The sequence below is a fragment of the Vibrio sp. dhg genome (genome assembly GCF_003443775.1).
In the GTDB taxonomy this organism is placed as follows: domain Bacteria; phylum Pseudomonadota; class Gammaproteobacteria; order Enterobacterales; family Vibrionaceae; genus Vibrio; species Vibrio natriegens.
Genome location: NZ_CP028944.1, coordinates 959,538 through 975,214, shown reverse-complemented (window position 1 = coordinate 975,214; position 15,677 = coordinate 959,538). Strand labels below are relative to the sequence as shown.

The 15,677-nt window shown below is 44.4% G+C and carries 16 protein-coding genes; 9 read left to right on the top strand and 7 right to left on the bottom strand.

Going from position 1 to position 15,677, the window contains the following annotated elements; genetic code table 11:
- Nucleotides 1–3 precede the first annotated feature (3 nt).
- Entirely contained in the window at nt 4–903 is a 900-nt protein-coding gene (locus DBX26_RS20075) for a DMT family transporter (protein ID WP_024373013.1), read from the bottom strand.
- A 93-nt stretch (nt 904–996) separates the two neighbouring features.
- Between DBX26_RS20075 and DBX26_RS20070 the strand changes: the two genes are divergently transcribed.
- Entirely contained in the window at nt 997–1,881 is an 885-nt protein-coding gene (locus tag DBX26_RS20070) for a LysR family transcriptional regulator (protein WP_118120705.1), read from the top strand.
- 126 nt (nt 1,882–2,007) lie between these two features.
- On the opposite strand, the gene DBX26_RS20065 is transcribed toward DBX26_RS20070, so the two are convergent.
- The gene (locus tag DBX26_RS20065; RefSeq protein ID WP_014233620.1) at nt 2,008–2,538 is read right to left on the bottom strand and encodes a copper resistance protein NlpE; all 531 of its coding nucleotides are present in this window, start codon (nt 2,536–2,538) and stop codon (nt 2,008–2,010) included.
- Nucleotides 2,539–2,932: 394 nt separating this feature from the next.
- On the opposite strand from DBX26_RS20065, the gene DBX26_RS20060 reads away from it, so the two are divergent.
- From DBX26_RS20060 to DBX26_RS20045, 4 genes are all read left to right on the top strand, one after another.
- Nucleotides 2,933–3,223, top strand: coding sequence for a DUF134 domain-containing protein (locus DBX26_RS20060; RefSeq protein ID WP_014233621.1), 291 nt, complete (start codon nt 2,933–2,935; stop codon nt 3,221–3,223).
- The gene (locus DBX26_RS20055; RefSeq protein ID WP_118120704.1) at nt 3,220–3,720 is read left to right on the top strand and encodes a NifB/NifX family molybdenum-iron cluster-binding protein; all 501 of its coding nucleotides are present in this window, start codon (nt 3,220–3,222) and stop codon (nt 3,718–3,720) included. Before DBX26_RS20060 ends, DBX26_RS20055 begins: the two co-directional genes overlap by 4 nt.
- Before the next feature lies 1 nt (nt 3,721).
- Nucleotides 3,722–3,931: a (Na+)-NQR maturation NqrM gene (gene nqrM, locus DBX26_RS20050; protein WP_020334408.1), complete on the top strand. Its 210-nt coding sequence runs from the start codon at nt 3,722–3,724 to the stop codon at nt 3,929–3,931.
- 182 nt (nt 3,932–4,113) lie between these two features.
- Complete coding sequence (locus DBX26_RS20045; protein ID WP_014233624.1) at nt 4,114–4,308, top strand: hypothetical protein; 195 nt, start codon at nt 4,114–4,116, stop codon at nt 4,306–4,308.
- A 69-nt stretch (nt 4,309–4,377) separates the two neighbouring features.
- Here the strand turns inward: DBX26_RS20045 and fusA are convergent, their stop codons facing one another.
- Entirely contained in the window at nt 4,378–6,402 is a 2,025-nt protein-coding gene (gene fusA, locus DBX26_RS20040; protein ID WP_065300732.1) for an elongation factor G, read from the bottom strand.
- 665 nt (nt 6,403–7,067) lie between these two features.
- Between fusA and DBX26_RS20030 the strand changes: the two genes are divergently transcribed.
- Nucleotides 7,068–8,456, top strand: coding sequence for a carbohydrate porin (locus DBX26_RS20030; RefSeq protein WP_118120703.1), 1,389 nt, complete (start codon nt 7,068–7,070; stop codon nt 8,454–8,456).
- A gap of 83 nt (nt 8,457–8,539) precedes the next feature.
- Here DBX26_RS20030 and DBX26_RS20025 read toward each other — a convergent pair whose 3' ends face one another.
- Nucleotides 8,540–9,748 carry an MFS transporter gene (locus tag DBX26_RS20025; RefSeq protein ID WP_118120702.1) on the bottom strand — a complete coding sequence of 403 codons (1,209 nt, stop codon included), beginning with the start codon at nt 9,746–9,748 and terminating at the stop codon, nt 8,540–8,542.
- Nucleotides 9,749–9,844: 96 nt separating this feature from the next.
- Between DBX26_RS20025 and soxR the strand changes: the two genes are divergently transcribed.
- Nucleotides 9,845–10,276, top strand: coding sequence for a redox-sensitive transcriptional activator SoxR (soxR, locus tag DBX26_RS20020; protein ID WP_014233628.1), 432 nt, complete (start codon nt 9,845–9,847; stop codon nt 10,274–10,276).
- Nucleotides 10,277–10,284: 8 nt separating this feature from the next.
- On the opposite strand, the gene DBX26_RS20015 is transcribed toward soxR, so the two are convergent.
- On the bottom strand, nt 10,285–10,680 hold the full coding sequence (locus DBX26_RS20015; RefSeq protein ID WP_014233629.1) for a DUF2391 family protein: 396 nt from the start codon (nt 10,678–10,680) through the stop codon (nt 10,285–10,287).
- 13 nt (nt 10,681–10,693) lie between these two features.
- Entirely contained in the window at nt 10,694–11,539 is an 846-nt protein-coding gene (locus DBX26_RS20010; protein WP_014233630.1) for a tetratricopeptide repeat protein, read from the bottom strand.
- 233 nt (nt 11,540–11,772) lie between these two features.
- On the opposite strand from DBX26_RS20010, the gene DBX26_RS20005 reads away from it, so the two are divergent.
- Nucleotides 11,773–12,243, top strand: coding sequence for an ASCH domain-containing protein (locus DBX26_RS20005; protein WP_014233631.1), 471 nt, complete (start codon nt 11,773–11,775; stop codon nt 12,241–12,243).
- 48 nt (nt 12,244–12,291) lie between these two features.
- Here DBX26_RS20005 and DBX26_RS20000 read toward each other — a convergent pair whose 3' ends face one another.
- The gene (locus DBX26_RS20000; RefSeq protein ID WP_162889776.1) at nt 12,292–13,773 is read right to left on the bottom strand and encodes a phospholipase D family protein; all 1,482 of its coding nucleotides are present in this window, start codon (nt 13,771–13,773) and stop codon (nt 12,292–12,294) included.
- 742 nt (nt 13,774–14,515) lie between these two features.
- On the opposite strand from DBX26_RS20000, the gene DBX26_RS19995 reads away from it, so the two are divergent.
- Complete coding sequence (locus tag DBX26_RS19995) at nt 14,516–15,673, top strand: efflux RND transporter periplasmic adaptor subunit (RefSeq protein ID WP_014233633.1); 1,158 nt, start codon at nt 14,516–14,518, stop codon at nt 15,671–15,673.
- The last annotated feature ends 4 nt before the right edge of the window (nt 15,674–15,677 follow it).

Below are 15,677 nucleotides of genomic sequence, written 5' to 3'. Positions count from 1 at the left end.
GTATCAGGTAACCTGCGCCTGTTGCTCCTGATTGACTTGAATTTGAGCTTGTTGTTTTCGAATACGACGTTCGCGCTTCGACAGCCAAATCAACGGTACTATTATCATGACCGTGCCAATAGCCATGAATATGTCCGGCAATTCATCAAACCAAATAAAGCCAATAACGGCTGCGCCAATCAAGCCACTGTATTCCGCACTGGCAATCTTATTGCTTTCTATTGAACGGTACGCGAGTACACATGTCGCTGCATATATCATGATAAATAAGCTGGAACCTGCGGCGACGGGGAAAGCACTCCAATCCCAAGGTTTCCCTTCAATAAAAACAAGTAACAGTGCAACAGGAATACCCGCTAAATTCGTCATAAGCAAAGTGTGCATCACGGACTGTTCTCTAGGTATTTTTCGAATCAATAAGTTATTGACCGCAATACTCATCGCCACAACAAATGCTGAAATCGCCGCCCAATCGATTTGATCCGGGCGAATGATGACTAACACGCCTAAAAAGCCCATGATGGCAGCAGCGACAGATTGTTTCGAAAGCTGCTCTTTGAAAAACAGTGCGGCAATAGGCAACATCATTAATGGAGCGGCATAGAAAATCGCGTTTGCAGTCGCCAGCGGCAAAGATGAAATTGCAAAGACCATGAATATCGCGCCCAGTAACCATACATGTGCACGAATGGCATGCCATTTAAACCCTTCCATAAAATGAGTTGGTCGACTCAGTAAACAAAAAGGCAGCAGAAACAGTACAGCGGAAACTTGTCGGAATAGCACAAACTGAAAAACGGGCACATCATTACCGACACTTTTAATCAAAGCGTCTGAAATTACCGCAATAAGGTTTCCAACAATTAATAGCAGCATTGCTGCTCCGACAGATGTAACTTTCACTTTTTTATCTCCTCATTCTTTGCGCAAGAGTAGGTGATGTCATAGGATGAAGTGAAGTGATATTTATTAGTTTAAGTATGAGATTTTTAGATAATGAAATTACCCCCGCTTAGAGCGGTTCACTGCTTCGAATCTGTGGCGCGAAATTTAAGCTTTTCGCTTGCTGCTGAAGAGCTCAATGTGACGCAAAGTGCTGTGAGTCACCAGATCCGTTTACTCGAGGATTACCTCGGTGAGTCGTTGTTCATTCGCCAAGGCAGGAAGCTCTCTTTGTCTGATACTGGCACGCAATATCTGGAAGACATCAGCCCTGCAATTACTGCCATCGCGATGGCGAGCCAGAAGGTTCGTGAAGGTGAGAAGGGCAGCATTCGTTTGGCGATTTATAGCTCGCTAGCGGTAAAATGGCTGATTCCACGTTTGTCTGATTTTAAACGCTTACATCCCGAGATTGAACTTACGCTTAATATGATGGCGGGAGACCCAGAGCAAACCGAGAGTGTTGGAGATTGTTTCATCACGGTGCAAAAGCCAAAGCGAAATTATGTCTCTGTTCACTTATATAAGGACATTTTATATCCGGTTTGTAGCCATAAATTATGGAAAGAGATGCAAGAAATGCCGATGCCGGAAGCGTTTTGGCAGTATCCACTTCTCTCCACCGACTCTGTCTATCGCGAGCGTGGAAAGGATTGGTCTGAGTGGTGTAAGGCGGGCGGATTTACTTTGCCAGGTAATGTCGATATGCAGCATTTTAGCCATATGCTATTAGCGATAGAGGCTGCGCGTTATGACCAAGGTATCGCATTTGCAAACGACTTTATGCTTAACGAACGAGATATCGCACATGACTTGGTTTATATCCCATCTCACGGTTTAGATACTGGCGATAGCTTTTACTTTGTTCATAAGAAAGGCCGCGCTAAGCAAGCCGAGATCATCAAGTTAACCAACTGGTTGAAGCAGCAGTGCATGTAGATACAGAGAGGCCTTTTATTCCAACCTACAATTTAAGCGGATCGCGGGGCATTTTGCTTGAGCTGATATGAAAAAACCGAGCAGGAGTCTGCTCGGTTTGAGTACTTTTTCACAACATAATAGCGCTTATTGCTGTTTGATTAGGTTGTAATTATTAGCAAGTTCGCCTGTTACTTTTTCACCGTTCATGTCTAGCTTCATTAATACGTTCTCGCCGACAAAGTACTGGTTCGGTGCGTCTTCGTTGGTTAACGTTACCGTGCTGCCACTTTCATCCCAGCTGAATTGACCTTCTGACTTGAATTGGCCATCTTCTTTGCCTTGGTAGCTTTGCTCAAGCAGGTAAGTACCGTCTTGATTTAGAGTGATAGTGATATCAATACCAGAGCAGTCTGCACATGGAAGTGTACCTTGGTAAGTGCCATTCCAATCAAGAGCGTTGCTTGCATTGTGTTGAGTGTCGACAAATGTTTCTGCTGAAATGCCTTGTTCTTCTACTGCTTGCTCTTCTGGCGCTGGCATTGCGTCAGTTGCTTCAGCGACTTGCACTTCTTCTACTTGAGGCGTTTCTACCGCAGTCATTTCTGCTGGTTTTTCGTCTTGACAGCCCGCAAGAATAATAACCGCACTCGTTACTGCCAACATTGTCTTTTTCATTTTATCCCTCTTTCAATAAAGATTATGTATGCCGTTAATGTTAGCCCCACTTATGAAATTTACGTCATAACAAAGCAAGGGAATGATATCGTTGTGTCAATAAGAATCAGTTACTGGCATGAAAATGTCAGAACAATCAGAGCAGTGTAAAGCTATTGCGCCTTACGGGTTTATTGCGTATTTATTTTGCACAAGTATCAAAAGTGTCACTAATTTAGACTGTTTCTCCTTATAAGACGCTTCCTGTTTTTTCTTTAACTACGATTTTTGCAAACTTAGCTTTATGGCATATGCCAATAATATTGTTGGCGTATGCCATAAACGGGCGTAACGTGTATGCCAATAACCTGTTTCTTGGAGTTATTGGGTTTGTTGAGAATTAAGAGGAATGGCGATGGCTAGGCCAAAAATAGAACGGAAAATATGCGGGCGAGCTGCCCATCACTGTTTCAAGCCAAATGGTGTGCCGTTTCAGCAATTGGAACAAGTCAACATACTGCCCGAAGAACTCGAAGCACTGCGTCTCGCTGATTTAGAAGGGTTAAGTCAACAGCAAGCCGCCGATCAAATGGGTATTTCGAGACAAACTTTTGGCAACACGGTAAAAAGAGCACGATTTAAAGTCGCAAAAAGTTTAGTTGAAGGTCATGCACTGGTTTTTCCCAATGAGGAGTCGAACTTATGATTTATGCTGTTCCTAATGATGGTGAGCGCGTAGCCAACCACTTTGTCAAAGCGCCCTATATCGCTATTTATTCCGATGAAGACGGAATGCTGCAAAATTTAGCTAATATTGCTGCGATGCCACAGTCTGGCTGTAAAGCAAAATCTCAGATGATCCAGTCATTGGATCAGTACAACGTCGATGCAGTGCTGGTTCGTAATATTGGTGAACGAGCGCTGGAAAAATTACTGCGTAATGGAAAGCAGGTATTTCGGTTGTCTACCCGTAGCTCTATAGAAGACGTTTTGGGCGTTGCCAGAACACCGCTGACCGACGCGTCTCAAGGTCGACCTTCGGCCAATCACAACAAAAAAGATGGTTGTGGATCATGTGGTTGTGGTGGTAAACAATCCAAACCGTCAATCTTGAGCCGCCCGAAACCGCCTCGCGAGTTGTTAGCACTGAAATCCAGCCCCGCTATACTTAGTTTAAAGGCTTCAGATAACAAGGTTGGTTAGCATGGTCTGGGTATTTACCTTTGTTGGTTTTCTCCTAATTATTTTATTGATGTCGCTTGGTGTGATTTTCCACAACAAGCGCATTCAAGGCAGCTGTGGTGGCCTGAATAATGTTGGTGTCGATAAAGTGTGTAACTGTGAAACCTCGTGTTCTGAATCTCAGCGTCGCTTGTATCAAATTTCAGAGCCACACTCGTCATCGGAGCATTAAAACAAAAATCCAATCGGATAAAGCGAGTTTAAACTTGTCTGTTCCTCTTCTAATGCTGAGTTATATCTAGTGCGCTTAATTGCATAAAAGTTGTCGTGGTTGTCTAAATTTTGCTCTAGGGTTTTGTTGGTCTGTGGATTTCGGTCTACGCTTAAAATTCGTGTTAATAAAGGAGAACCAATATGGCTGTAATGAAGCAGGATATTCCACATCGCGTGACGGTTTATCATGACAATCTTGATCAAGAAATAGAGCTGAAAAATGCGATGCTGCCAGAGAAACCACGTTACTTTAACGGTTCACCGACTTACAAAGCGGAAAGTGTCGAAGAGTTCGAAAGTAAAATCAGTCAAATTGGATTGTCGCTCGATAAATAGCTCCGAATACAAATAAAAAATGCGCCCTCGACATGAGGGCGCTTTTATTTACGGCTTTTTACTCAGCAATTAGTTCTGCTGGGTACTGCTTTGACAGACTTGTTTCTGCACCGCTGGTGGCGCGGGTTCGTAGTGACTCAACGTCATGCTGAAACTGCCTTCACCTCCGGTAATCGCACGTAATCTTCGGGCGTAGTCTTGCAGCTCATTCACTGGAGATTTCGCTCTGATCAGAGTGAAGTTATTATCCACAGGCTCAGTGCCTTCAATTAATCCTCGGTTACCAGACAAATCACCTGATACATCCCCAACGTTAATGGTTGGAATGTGTAATTCCATCTGAATGATTGGCTCAAGAACAATCGGGTCGGCATTATTAACTGCATCCAAAAACGCCTTTTTACCCGCAATGACAAAGGCTATCTCTTTAGAGTCAACAGAATGGTATTTGCCATCATAGACGGTCACTTCAAGATCTTTGATCGGGTTTCCGGAGATAGCACCTTCCTCGAGCGCTTGCAGTATTCCTTTTTCTACGGCAGGAATAAGGGCAGTAGGAATCGCGCCGCCAACCACTTTATTGATGAACTTGAACCCAGCTCCACGCTCCAGAGGACGAACTCTCAACTGCACTTCGCCAAACTGACCTGCGCCTCCACTTTGTTTCTTATGTCTATAGTGGCCTTCAGCTGGTTTGGTAATGGTCTCGAAGTACTCGACACTTGGTTGGCATGTTTCGACATCTAGCTTGTATACGTTAGCCATTTTCTCCAGCGCAACTTTGAGATGGAATTCGCCCTGTCCACTGATGATAGTCTCGTTGGTTCTTGCTCGATGTTCGATGCGTAACGAAGGGTCTTCACTGGCGATTTTGTTAAGTACGTCGCCCAGTTTTTGTTCGTCTCCGCGTTTTAGTGGTTTTAAGCACAGAGAGTACATGGAGTCTGGAAAATTGAGTGTTTTTAGCTCAACGCCGTCTTCGTCATGGGAGTCATGAACGATAGAGTCAAATTCAAGATCATCGACTTTAGCTAATACACAGAAGTCACCCGCAATCGCACGTGGAATCTCTGTCCGCTCTTTGCCTTGCAGTTGGTACAAGTGCCCAACCTTGAACGCTTTATTACTCTCACCGATGTAAAGCTGACTGCCAGCGTTAATTTCACCTTGGTAAACGCGAAGGTAAGCCAGTTTGCCCATATATGGGTCGACACTCACCTTATAAACATGCGCCACGGTATGTTCCAGAGACTCACAATTAACTTTGATTTTCTTGCCGTTTTTTTCAAGCAGTGGCGGATTACCTTCGTTTGGCATCGGCATAATTTCAGCCAGGGTGCGAAGTAGTAGCTCGACACCCGCTCCCGTCTGTGCAGAAACAAAGCAGATAGGGATCACGTGACCAGTTCTCAGCGCCTCTTCAAATGGGTCATGCAGTTGTTCTGCAGTGAGTTCTGAGCCTTGTTCCAAGTAGAGTTCCATTAACTCTTCATCAACTTCGATAACCTGGTCAATTAAGGTTTCATGTGCTTCTGTCACTTTGGCCAACTGGGTTTCTCGCTCCAGTTCAGGCTCAAAATAACAATCGATAACGGACTGGCCATCTGCCGAAGGCAGGTTTATCGGTAAACATTTATCGCCAAAGTGCTCAACGATATTATCCATCAATATTTGTAGCTGGTTACCTTGGTTGTCGAGCTTGTTAATGATGATCATCTGACACTTCTGTTGTTCTTGAGCGAAGGTAAATAAGCGATCAGAGGTTTGGTTGAGTGGTGTTTGTGGGTCGACAATAAGTGCAGAGGTTTCAACGGCCGGAAAAACACTGAGCGTTCTGCCGAGTAATTCACTCTGTCCCGGAGTGTCGATAATATTCAGGCGATGATCATTCCAGCGTAACGCGACAGGGGTTGCTTCGATACTATGTTGATATTGAATAGATTGGGGGTCGAAGTCGGTAACGGTATCGCCTTTTTCTACGCTTCCTAAGTGATGCGTCGCGTCACAGGTGAAGAGCAGCTTTTCGACGAGGGTCGTTTTGCCGGTTCCAGTCTGACCAACAAAAGCGATGTTGCGGATGTTATTGATAGGCATAAAGCCTCCTTGCTGACGTGCGGAAACCACAGTTTCCAGATAAACCTGTTATTAGGTCACGAACTGCATTGGAGTAGGGCGGGTTTACCGCCTATTCGTCTTCCATGTCATTTTCCGGATGACTTTATGCATACAACCGCCTTACTGAGGGAAGCAGATTAAGAGGTTATTACGATATTAGAAGTTGCTGACCATTTTTAAAGTATCTTGTTGGCAGAAGTCAGCCCATTCATACAAAAACAATTCACTTGGCTTTATATAGCATGACTCAAAAGCCTTGTTTTTTATGTGACTTATTTCATGCTGGTGCTGATTGTTTTCTAATCGAGATCATAAACTTGAAAGTTGTTGTAAACATGCTGGTTCGAACAGAGCTGGACAGACATAGATAAACAGATCCTCGCAGTGGCCCAAATCTGTGATCAGTACCAAGTGCTTACTCAATAATTCGTGATGGCGTTAATATTTTTTATTAATTATCGGGATCGTTCCCGATTTGTTTTATATAGTGATTTACGAATTATTTATGGCGTTGACTGATAATTAGGCTAACGGATAACAGGATATTAGTCTTTATTATTGGGTTTAATTCCACATTTAATCGATTTTGTCGGGAACGTTTGCCTGATCTCGAAATAATCAATTTAATGTTGGAGAAATAAATAATGAAAGCGAATGTATTGGCACTAAGTATCGCAACCGCTCTGCTACCTACAACATCTGCCTATGCAAATGAAGGTATGGATGCCTTAGAAGCTCGAATTAGCGAGTTGGAATCCAGATTAGAGCAAACGGAGCAAGTTGCGAACAAAGCCGACGACACAGCATCGCAATTTGAGTTCCATGGATATGCGCGTGCAGGTCTTTTGATCAATGATGATCTTAACGGTGCAACGGGAACAGGACCTTACATGACTGCGGCTGGTGCGATAGGTGCTCCGGTTGGTCGATTGGGCTTGGAGGATGATAACTACTTAGAAGCAAACTTGATCCACAACCGTTATATGGATGATGGTTCGAGCGCTCGATTCCATATCATGTTGGCGGACAGTGTTGAAAGCAGCAATGATTGGACGGCTGACGACAGTAAGTTGAATGTTCGTCAGGTGTATGCAGAGCTGAAAAACTTACCTTCTTTCAGCGGCGCATTTGATAATGCGACAGTTTGGGCGGGTAAGCGATTCGACCGTGATAACTTTGATATTCACTTTTTCGATTCAGATATTGTATTCCTAGCCGGTACTGGTGCAGGTGTTTACGATGTTCAGATCACGGATGAGTGGAAATCGAACTTCTCTATTTATGGTCGTGACTTCGGTGAAATCGACAGCTCAAGTACTGATATCGAGAACTACATTGCGACTACCAATAACCGCATTGGCAATATCCAGGTGATGTTGAGTGGTATGGTGTCGTCTGACAACGAAGATAGAACATCTAGCAACACGTCACCAACTAAGCGTGCAGAAAGTGGTGTTCATGCTCTGTTTGCTTACCATGCCGACAGTTTTTACGGTGTGAATGATGGCTTTTCTAAAACAGGCTTTTCGATTGGTCAGGGGTTAGGTGCTGAGCTAAAAGGTATTGGTTCAAATGGTGACTTGAATGACGATGCTCAGGCGGTTCGAGCGTTTTCATATGGCGTGACTCGCTTTGCAGATAACTGGAGAATTGCGCCAGCGCTGATGGCGGAGTACAGCCAGGATCGTGTGAAAACCAATGATGAGTTTATGTGGGCTTCATTGAACGTTCGTTTGGCTCAAGAGTTAACAGAAAACTTTGAAATGGTTTACGAGGGAACCTACCAGTACATGGACCTAGACAACAGTGTTGAACAAGCGAGTGGCGGATTCTACAAAGCGACAGTAGCACCAACGTTGAAGCTGGCAACAGCAGCCGGTTTCTTCGACCGTCCAGAGTTACGCTTTGCGGTGAGCTATGTTGACTGGAGTGATGATCTTAATAATTACTCTGTGAGCGTGGATGACAGTGCAAGCACTATGGGACGTGGTGGTGAAACCGTATTTGCTTTGCAGATGGAAACTTGGTTCTAAGGTTTTGCTAGTTTAAGCGTTAACAACAAAAAGGATGACAGTGTTGGCTGTCATCCTTTTTTATTTTCCAACCTTAGTGCGGCTCATTTCATTACCGTTTGGAGGGCTAACTCGTTGTTGTCATCAATATTCTTTTGCAGTGCCCACATCGCTCCCACTGCCACCATCATAACAACGGCAGCGAAGATAAAGCCGTAGCGTGTCATGTCATAGTGACTCAGCATGGCAATGACGACATAGCTGAGTGATTGCACCGTAGTACTGAACATGCTGATTCCTCCATCCACTCGGCCACGCTGATGAATGGATACCGTGTGATGCATCCAGTTAATTCTCGCAATTCGGTTTAATGCGTTAAATACACCAAATAAAGCTATCAGCATCAATATACCCATTGGATGTAATGAGAAACTCATGCCAATCAGGGTAAGAGAAAGAATCGTCATTGATGCGAAGATAATATGGGCGTGTGGAAGGCGTTTAAGTACCTTCGTAACAATCAATCCGGTAAACAGGGATCCCAAGCCAAAGCTGATGTTAAAGCCTGCAAACCAATCACCAGTAATGTCCTGCTCTGAGAACCAAATCGGGACTAATTTGCTTAAGTACGTCAACACCGGGTAAGAGAGGCAAGAAAGTAAAATGAACCCGAAAAAGTAAGGCTCACGGCTAAAGATGTGCTTACTCTCTTTTAGTTGGTTCATGAAAGAAACTGAGTGTGACTCACGTAATCGGCGAGTGTAAGGCGTTAGTATATAGAAGATGGCAGCCAACGATGACGCCGTTGCCGCAAACAGTGCGAACTCCATCATTCCCCACTTTTCTAATAACACCACGCCAAGTGCACCTGCACCGAGAGTTGTGGATTGCATAACGATTTCCTGCTGACCAGAAATCTTGGCGTATTCATGTTGCTGGTAGTTTTCTTGAGTAAATGCGTTGTTGGTTGCCCAGGCAACATTACTGGAAACCCAGTACACCAACTGCGCAAAAGCTAATAGCCAGTGGGACTCTAGCTCAAGCCAGTACGCGGCGAATACCACCAGAGCCATTCCCGCTTGTACCCATTGATTCACAATCAGCAGTGTTTTACGTGAATGGCGGTCAGTCAAAGTGGAAAAGAACGGTGTGACCAAGAAAGAGACTGCGGTACAGCTAAGCGATACTAACGCGACAAATGTTCCCATACCTGGCGAAGCCAGCATTACCCAAGGAAGTGCCATCATAAATAAGCCTGACGATATGCTGTCGAAGAACCTTCCGATTAAATAAGGCTGAGTTTTGTTTTTCATATTTGTGCCTCGATAATTGATTTGGTCTCACTCTAAAACCTCAAGTAAACTTGAGGTAAAGTGTTTTTTGAAAAATCATTGGAATGGGAGTCAGGGATGGAAATCAGCGTAGGTGAAGTAGCGAAACGTTCTGGAGTGAAAGTGTCGGCACTGCATTTTTATGAACAAAAAGGATTAATTTCGAGCTGGCGAAATCAGGGAAATCAACGTCGCTATCATCGAAGTGTGTTACGCCGTGTTGCCGTGATTAAGGCTGCGCAGCAGGTAGGCTTGTCTTTAGAAGAAATCAAACAAGCGCTGGATAACCTGCCAAAACATCAAGCGCCGAACAAAGCGCAATGGGAGAGAATGGCGAGCCAATGGCATGAGCAGTTAGAGCAAAAAATTCAGCAGTTGAAAGCACTACAGAATGATTTGGGTGGTTGTATTGGATGTGGTTGTCTATCGCTTGAAACGTGCGCCTTACGTAACCCAGAAGATGTGTTAGGAAAAGATCATTCAGGCTCTAACCTAACGTTGGATGAGTGAAGTTAGGCTTACTCTTTATCGAAGCTGTCGACGACAATCGCGCCCATAGATGCTGGCATCGTGATGACGATAATACGTTTTATCGCCACCAAAGGCTCTGTCAGGAGCGGAAGTTTATCGAGACAAAGTAATACCAGTGCAACCACAACTGCCGCAATGGTGTAAGCGATGATAACGCGGAAAATAAAGATGGATACGCGATGGCGGATTCGGCTTTGGAATACACTCTGATAGGCGAAAAAACTCAGAAAAATAACTGAGAGGCTTAACAACATGAGCAGGTTTGCCATCGGCAAGCTTTCACCCAAGCGCCATGCTTCTTCGGAAAAAGAAATTGGTACTGCAAGAGCAAAAGCGCCAACCAATACCTGGCTGGCATCTTCTAGATTAAAGTGACGGCTCATGTCGTTTATTCCGTTACTCGTGATGGAGCTGCAACAGCTTCTCAAATCGTTCGTTGCCGTGTAGCAATTCAAGATCGCGCTCTTCAGCTAACAGGTCACGAATCGAAGGGCTGTACTCAATGGCACGCTCTAAATCTTCAATCGCTTGTTCTTCAACACCTAATCGTGAATAGGCACAAGCGCGTTGATAAAGTGCCGGGCCATTCGTGTAGTCCACTTCTAAAACGCGATTACAAATACTCAGTGCCCAATGGTATTCATTAATTTCCATAGCGGCGTCTGCTTTGTAAGTGAGTGCTTCCAAATCACCAGGGCGAATAACCAGAATTTCATCATAAATTTCAATTCGCTGCTCAGGTGTTTGAGAGCTTTGTGCGCGCAGCCATAAGTTATGGATTTCGTTGATTTTCTCGATTTCTTTGTTGTTCTCACTGATGATGCGAGTCTTGCGTTTTAAGTCTCTTTCCAGTGCGACAAACTTTTTCTCATATTCGCTTGCGATCTTATCCAATCGCTTATCGGCCATCTCTTTGGTGTTGTGTTTAAATTCACGCAGCGACTGCCAACCGACGAAAGCGATCAGCGATGCAACACCTGCGATGATGTAAAAGAAGTACGTCACGGTGACATTGGCGTAGTTTAACGATTTATCAGCGACGCTAAGTTCACGGTCGGTGATTTCAGTAATCGTGCGTTTTTCCAAGTTTTGGAAGTCCTGACGTAGCGATTTAAGCTCGTCTAAAATATAGCGCTCCATAAGCGGTCTATCTAACAAGTCAGATTCTGAATATTTTTCTTCAGATGCCAAGGTTGGCAGTGACAGAATCAGTGTGAAAAAAATACCGATGAATAAGCGCATAAAACGTCCTTTTGCTTTAGGGATACAGATAGACCATGCAACAATAGCAAATAGCACAAACGTTTAGCAAAATTCTCACAAAAGAAATATTTACCTTACTTTCCGTTGCCTTTGCAGTTCAACTGTACTCTTTGACAGCAGAGCACAGCTCATCTTTTAGATTCTAGAATATTGTTCTTTGCTCGATGAGCCATTAAGCTTCTTCCACCTCATTGATTGTTAGGGCATTTGTTATGGACGTCAAAGCTAAAAGTTACCTCGATCAGTACTTAGTATTACTTAATTCTCGGCAACGAGAAGCCATTCCGTCAATGAGTGCAGATTATTACTGTGCTGATGAATACAACGCGAACCTATGCGCGGAGCTGGTTCGAACAGGGCAAAAAACAGCGTCTTGCAGCATGGAAGTTTGGTATAGCGAACACGGAGAAGCCATGCCTCAAGTTGGGCACCTTCAGGTTGTGACGAATTGGGATGGTGAACCCGTTTGTGTGATTGAAATTACCGAAGTTTCTACCAGCCCATACAGCGAGGTAGGAGAGGACTTTGCGAGAGCTGAAGGTGAAGGGGATAGAACACTACAATGGTGGCGCGAGGCTCATGCCCGCTTCTTCCAAGCCGAATGTGATGAGTTAAGCATTGAATGGCATGAGCAACGGCTGTTGGTTTTAGAGCGGTTTAAAGTCGTCTATCCTTTGGATTAAATAATAAAACAGCGCCGACTAAGGGCGCTGTTTTAAGATCGAAGCAAATTAAAGTTGATCTTCGATAGGTAAAATACCTGAGAACCAAGAGCCCATTCTTCGCCACATACTTGCTTCAGGTTCTGAGTTATATTCCTGCCCTGTTTTATTATCAGTCCAGACAATATCACCGTCGCGGAGCGTCACTCGGTAAGCGTTGTTATTGAGTATTTCAGGCAAGGTTGCCAGAAAGTCTTGAACATATTCTGGTTGTTTAATCACAGCGGCCATTTCGGTGTTGAGTTTTGCCGAGCGTGGATCCCAGTTCATTGAGCCGACAAAAAGCGTCTCTTTATCGATTAGCATCGCTTTGGCATGCAAACTCGCGCGGCTACTACCCGTTAAGCTCCATTTGCTCTTAAGTTTGGCACTGGATTTGACTTCCCACAGTTTGATACCTGAAGCGAGCAGATCTTCGCGGTACTTTGAATACCAGCCATGCACTGCAAAGACATCGTTAGAAGCGAGGCTGTTGGTGACGATCGTAATATCCACACCTCGTTTCGCGGCGTTGGTCAGCGCTTTTGTTCCTGTTTCGGTTGGCACAAAATATGGGGAGATGAGCACGAACGAGTGGTCCACACTTTTGAGTAGCTCGGACAAGTTACCAACCAGCTGGCTTTCATGCGTCGCCACTTTATCTGGTAAGTCAAACCAGATGTCTCCTTCACCCCAATAAAGCGTCAGTTGGCCTTTCTTCAACTCTTGATACATGTCGAGCATATTGAAGTTATAACGACCTTTAGTAAATTTATCAGTCAGTTGCAGCTTTTCGACTTGTGTTTGGATTGCAGCCTCGGTGATTTGTTCAGACCCAGGGAAAACCCACTCCATCGGCATGGAATATACACTGTTCCAGTAGAGATCAAATTGGTCTGCCGTTTGTTGAACTGCTTCTCCGTAAAGCAGCAAGTCGAAGTCACCGAATGAGACTTCAGATTCGAATGAGAAATATTCATTGCCGATATTTCGACCACCTACTACCGCCGCAACACTGTCAGCGACAAGCGATTTATTGTGCATTCGGCGGTTCAGGCGATCGAAGTCTGTCGCAAACCCGAATAGCCTTGCCGAGCGATATTGGTGAGGATTAAACAATCGGATTTCGATGTTTGGATGGGCGTTCATTGCGGCCATCATTTTATCGTTCCGCTTTTGCATGTCATCAAGCAACAAGCGAATTCGAACCCCTCGTTTTGCTGCTTCGTACAGTCGCCATGTAATGAAATTACTGGTCTCATCTCCTCGATAGATATAGTACTGAAGATCCAGGCTTTTCTGAGCCGATTCAATCAGCGAGATACGTGCAAGAAGCGCATCGTGACCTTGGTTAAGAGGATAAAAACCAGTCTCCGTTTTCGGATCCTTTTCGTAAGCCTCAAAGTAGTGCGCCAACGCTGAATCCGATTGGTAACCGTACTGAAACGTAGTGGACTTTTCACTAGGGTCTCTGTACTCAATTGCAGAACAGGCCGACAGAAAAGTAAACATGCAGGTGAAAATGAGCTTAGTAAATATATGAGACAATGAACATATCCTTGTAATACAAAACGTTACTTACGCTGAGTATATACACAAATAGTTTCAACGTGCAGGGCTGAATACACAATCACGCACATTAGACAGGAGAATTTTAGCTGCTGGCGCTTAATGTCTTGCTTAGGTTGTGATTTGAGTTGATTTTTTCTCTCAGAAGTTTGTGTTGGCTCGCTTTTTTAGACGCACAAAATCATTTATTTAATTAATGTTTTTACTCTAATTGGTTGGATTCACTAATATCTGGTATTTCTCACCTATACATGACTAGGGTAATTGCACGAGCATGAATAACTAATTGATTTTTAATAGTTATATATCTGGCATGCAGCTTGCGTATGGGATGTGTGAGTAAGGGTACACAACTTGCGAAGTGAGTTAAAATTTTGTTAATTTTATGAGCTTTTAAAGGATAATTTGCCGTGGATTACGGTCTCAAGCCTTTGTGAGTGTTGTTCTCTTATGAAGTCCAGGTTTCGGTGGTTCTTCAGTGCTTACCTTTACTTGGAGATGAACAGAATAGTCTATTTCAGATGCAAAACTAATCCGGATAACGAGATGATCAAATCGTTATTTAGATTGGTATAACTACCTCACCGTTTACTCATAGGAACTTGAGTTGGCTGACAGTACGTGACACCTGTAGGTCGTATCAAGCGCTAAACGGTGACAAAAACAATAAAAAAGGATTTTTTGGATGTTATCAAAACCCATGTTGCGTTGGCTTTTACCCTTCGTTGTTGCTGGTGGCTCGTACGCAGGTTATGCCGCAATAGCCGCAACGGCTCCAGAAAAAGAGTCGACGAAAGAAACCATTGCTGAGCCGACGGTTCAGGCATCTTCACTTTTTCCTACCGACCACAAAGTGGTGATTACCAGCCATGGCGAATTGGTGCCGTTTGAGAAAACTCACCTCTCTGCTCAAGTGAGCGGTGAAGTCATCAGTTGGCACCCTAACTTTGTCACTGGCGGTATCGTAAAGCGCGGTGAAATCTTGTTCACGATTGAAAGCGATAACTACGAGGCGGCAGTGCTTCAAGCTGAGGCTGCTCTGGCCAGTGCTCGTGCAACATTGATCGAGGAGAAGGCGAAAGCAGAAGTCGCCAAGCGTCAGGCTAAGCAACTGAGTGATAAACAAGTAACGGACTTATATTTACGTAAACCGCATGTACTAAGCGCAGAGGCGCAGGTGAAATCGGCACAAGCGTCTTTGAAACGTGCTAAGCGTGATCTGGAAAACTGCAAAGTCATTGCACCCTACGATGCGCTAGTGGTTGAGCGAGATATCGGCGTCGGCCAGTTCGTTACATCCGGCTCTCGTATTGCTACGCTCAACAATATTGAGGTAGCAGAAATACATGTGCCGATTGCTGGATTTGACAGTGCATTCTTGCCAGAGTCCATCAATGAACTCCGTGCCACTGTCACTCAGCAAGGTATTTTGTCGACGACGCGTGAAGGCAAAGTGGTTCGTGACTTAGGTATGATCGACAGCGCAACCCGAATGATCAATATGGTGATTCAGGTTGAGGACCCATACGGGATTGATAATAAGCAACCACCAATCAAATTTGGTTCTTATGTTGAAGTCAGCTTTACCGGTAAAGAACTCAAACACATTTATCGCTTACCTCAAGAATTGGTTAAAAACCGCACCGTCTGGGTTGTCAATGATGACAGCCAACTCCAGCCTCGAACTGTTACCGTACTGAGAGCGGAAGGCGAGTTTATGTTGGTCGGTGACGGTCTGGAACAGAGCGATAAGCTGGTGTTAACTCTGCCTGAGTACCCGCAAAAAGGCATGGCGGTGCAAATCGCAAAAAAGAATGACGACTCCGAAACCGTCGTACAATAAGTAG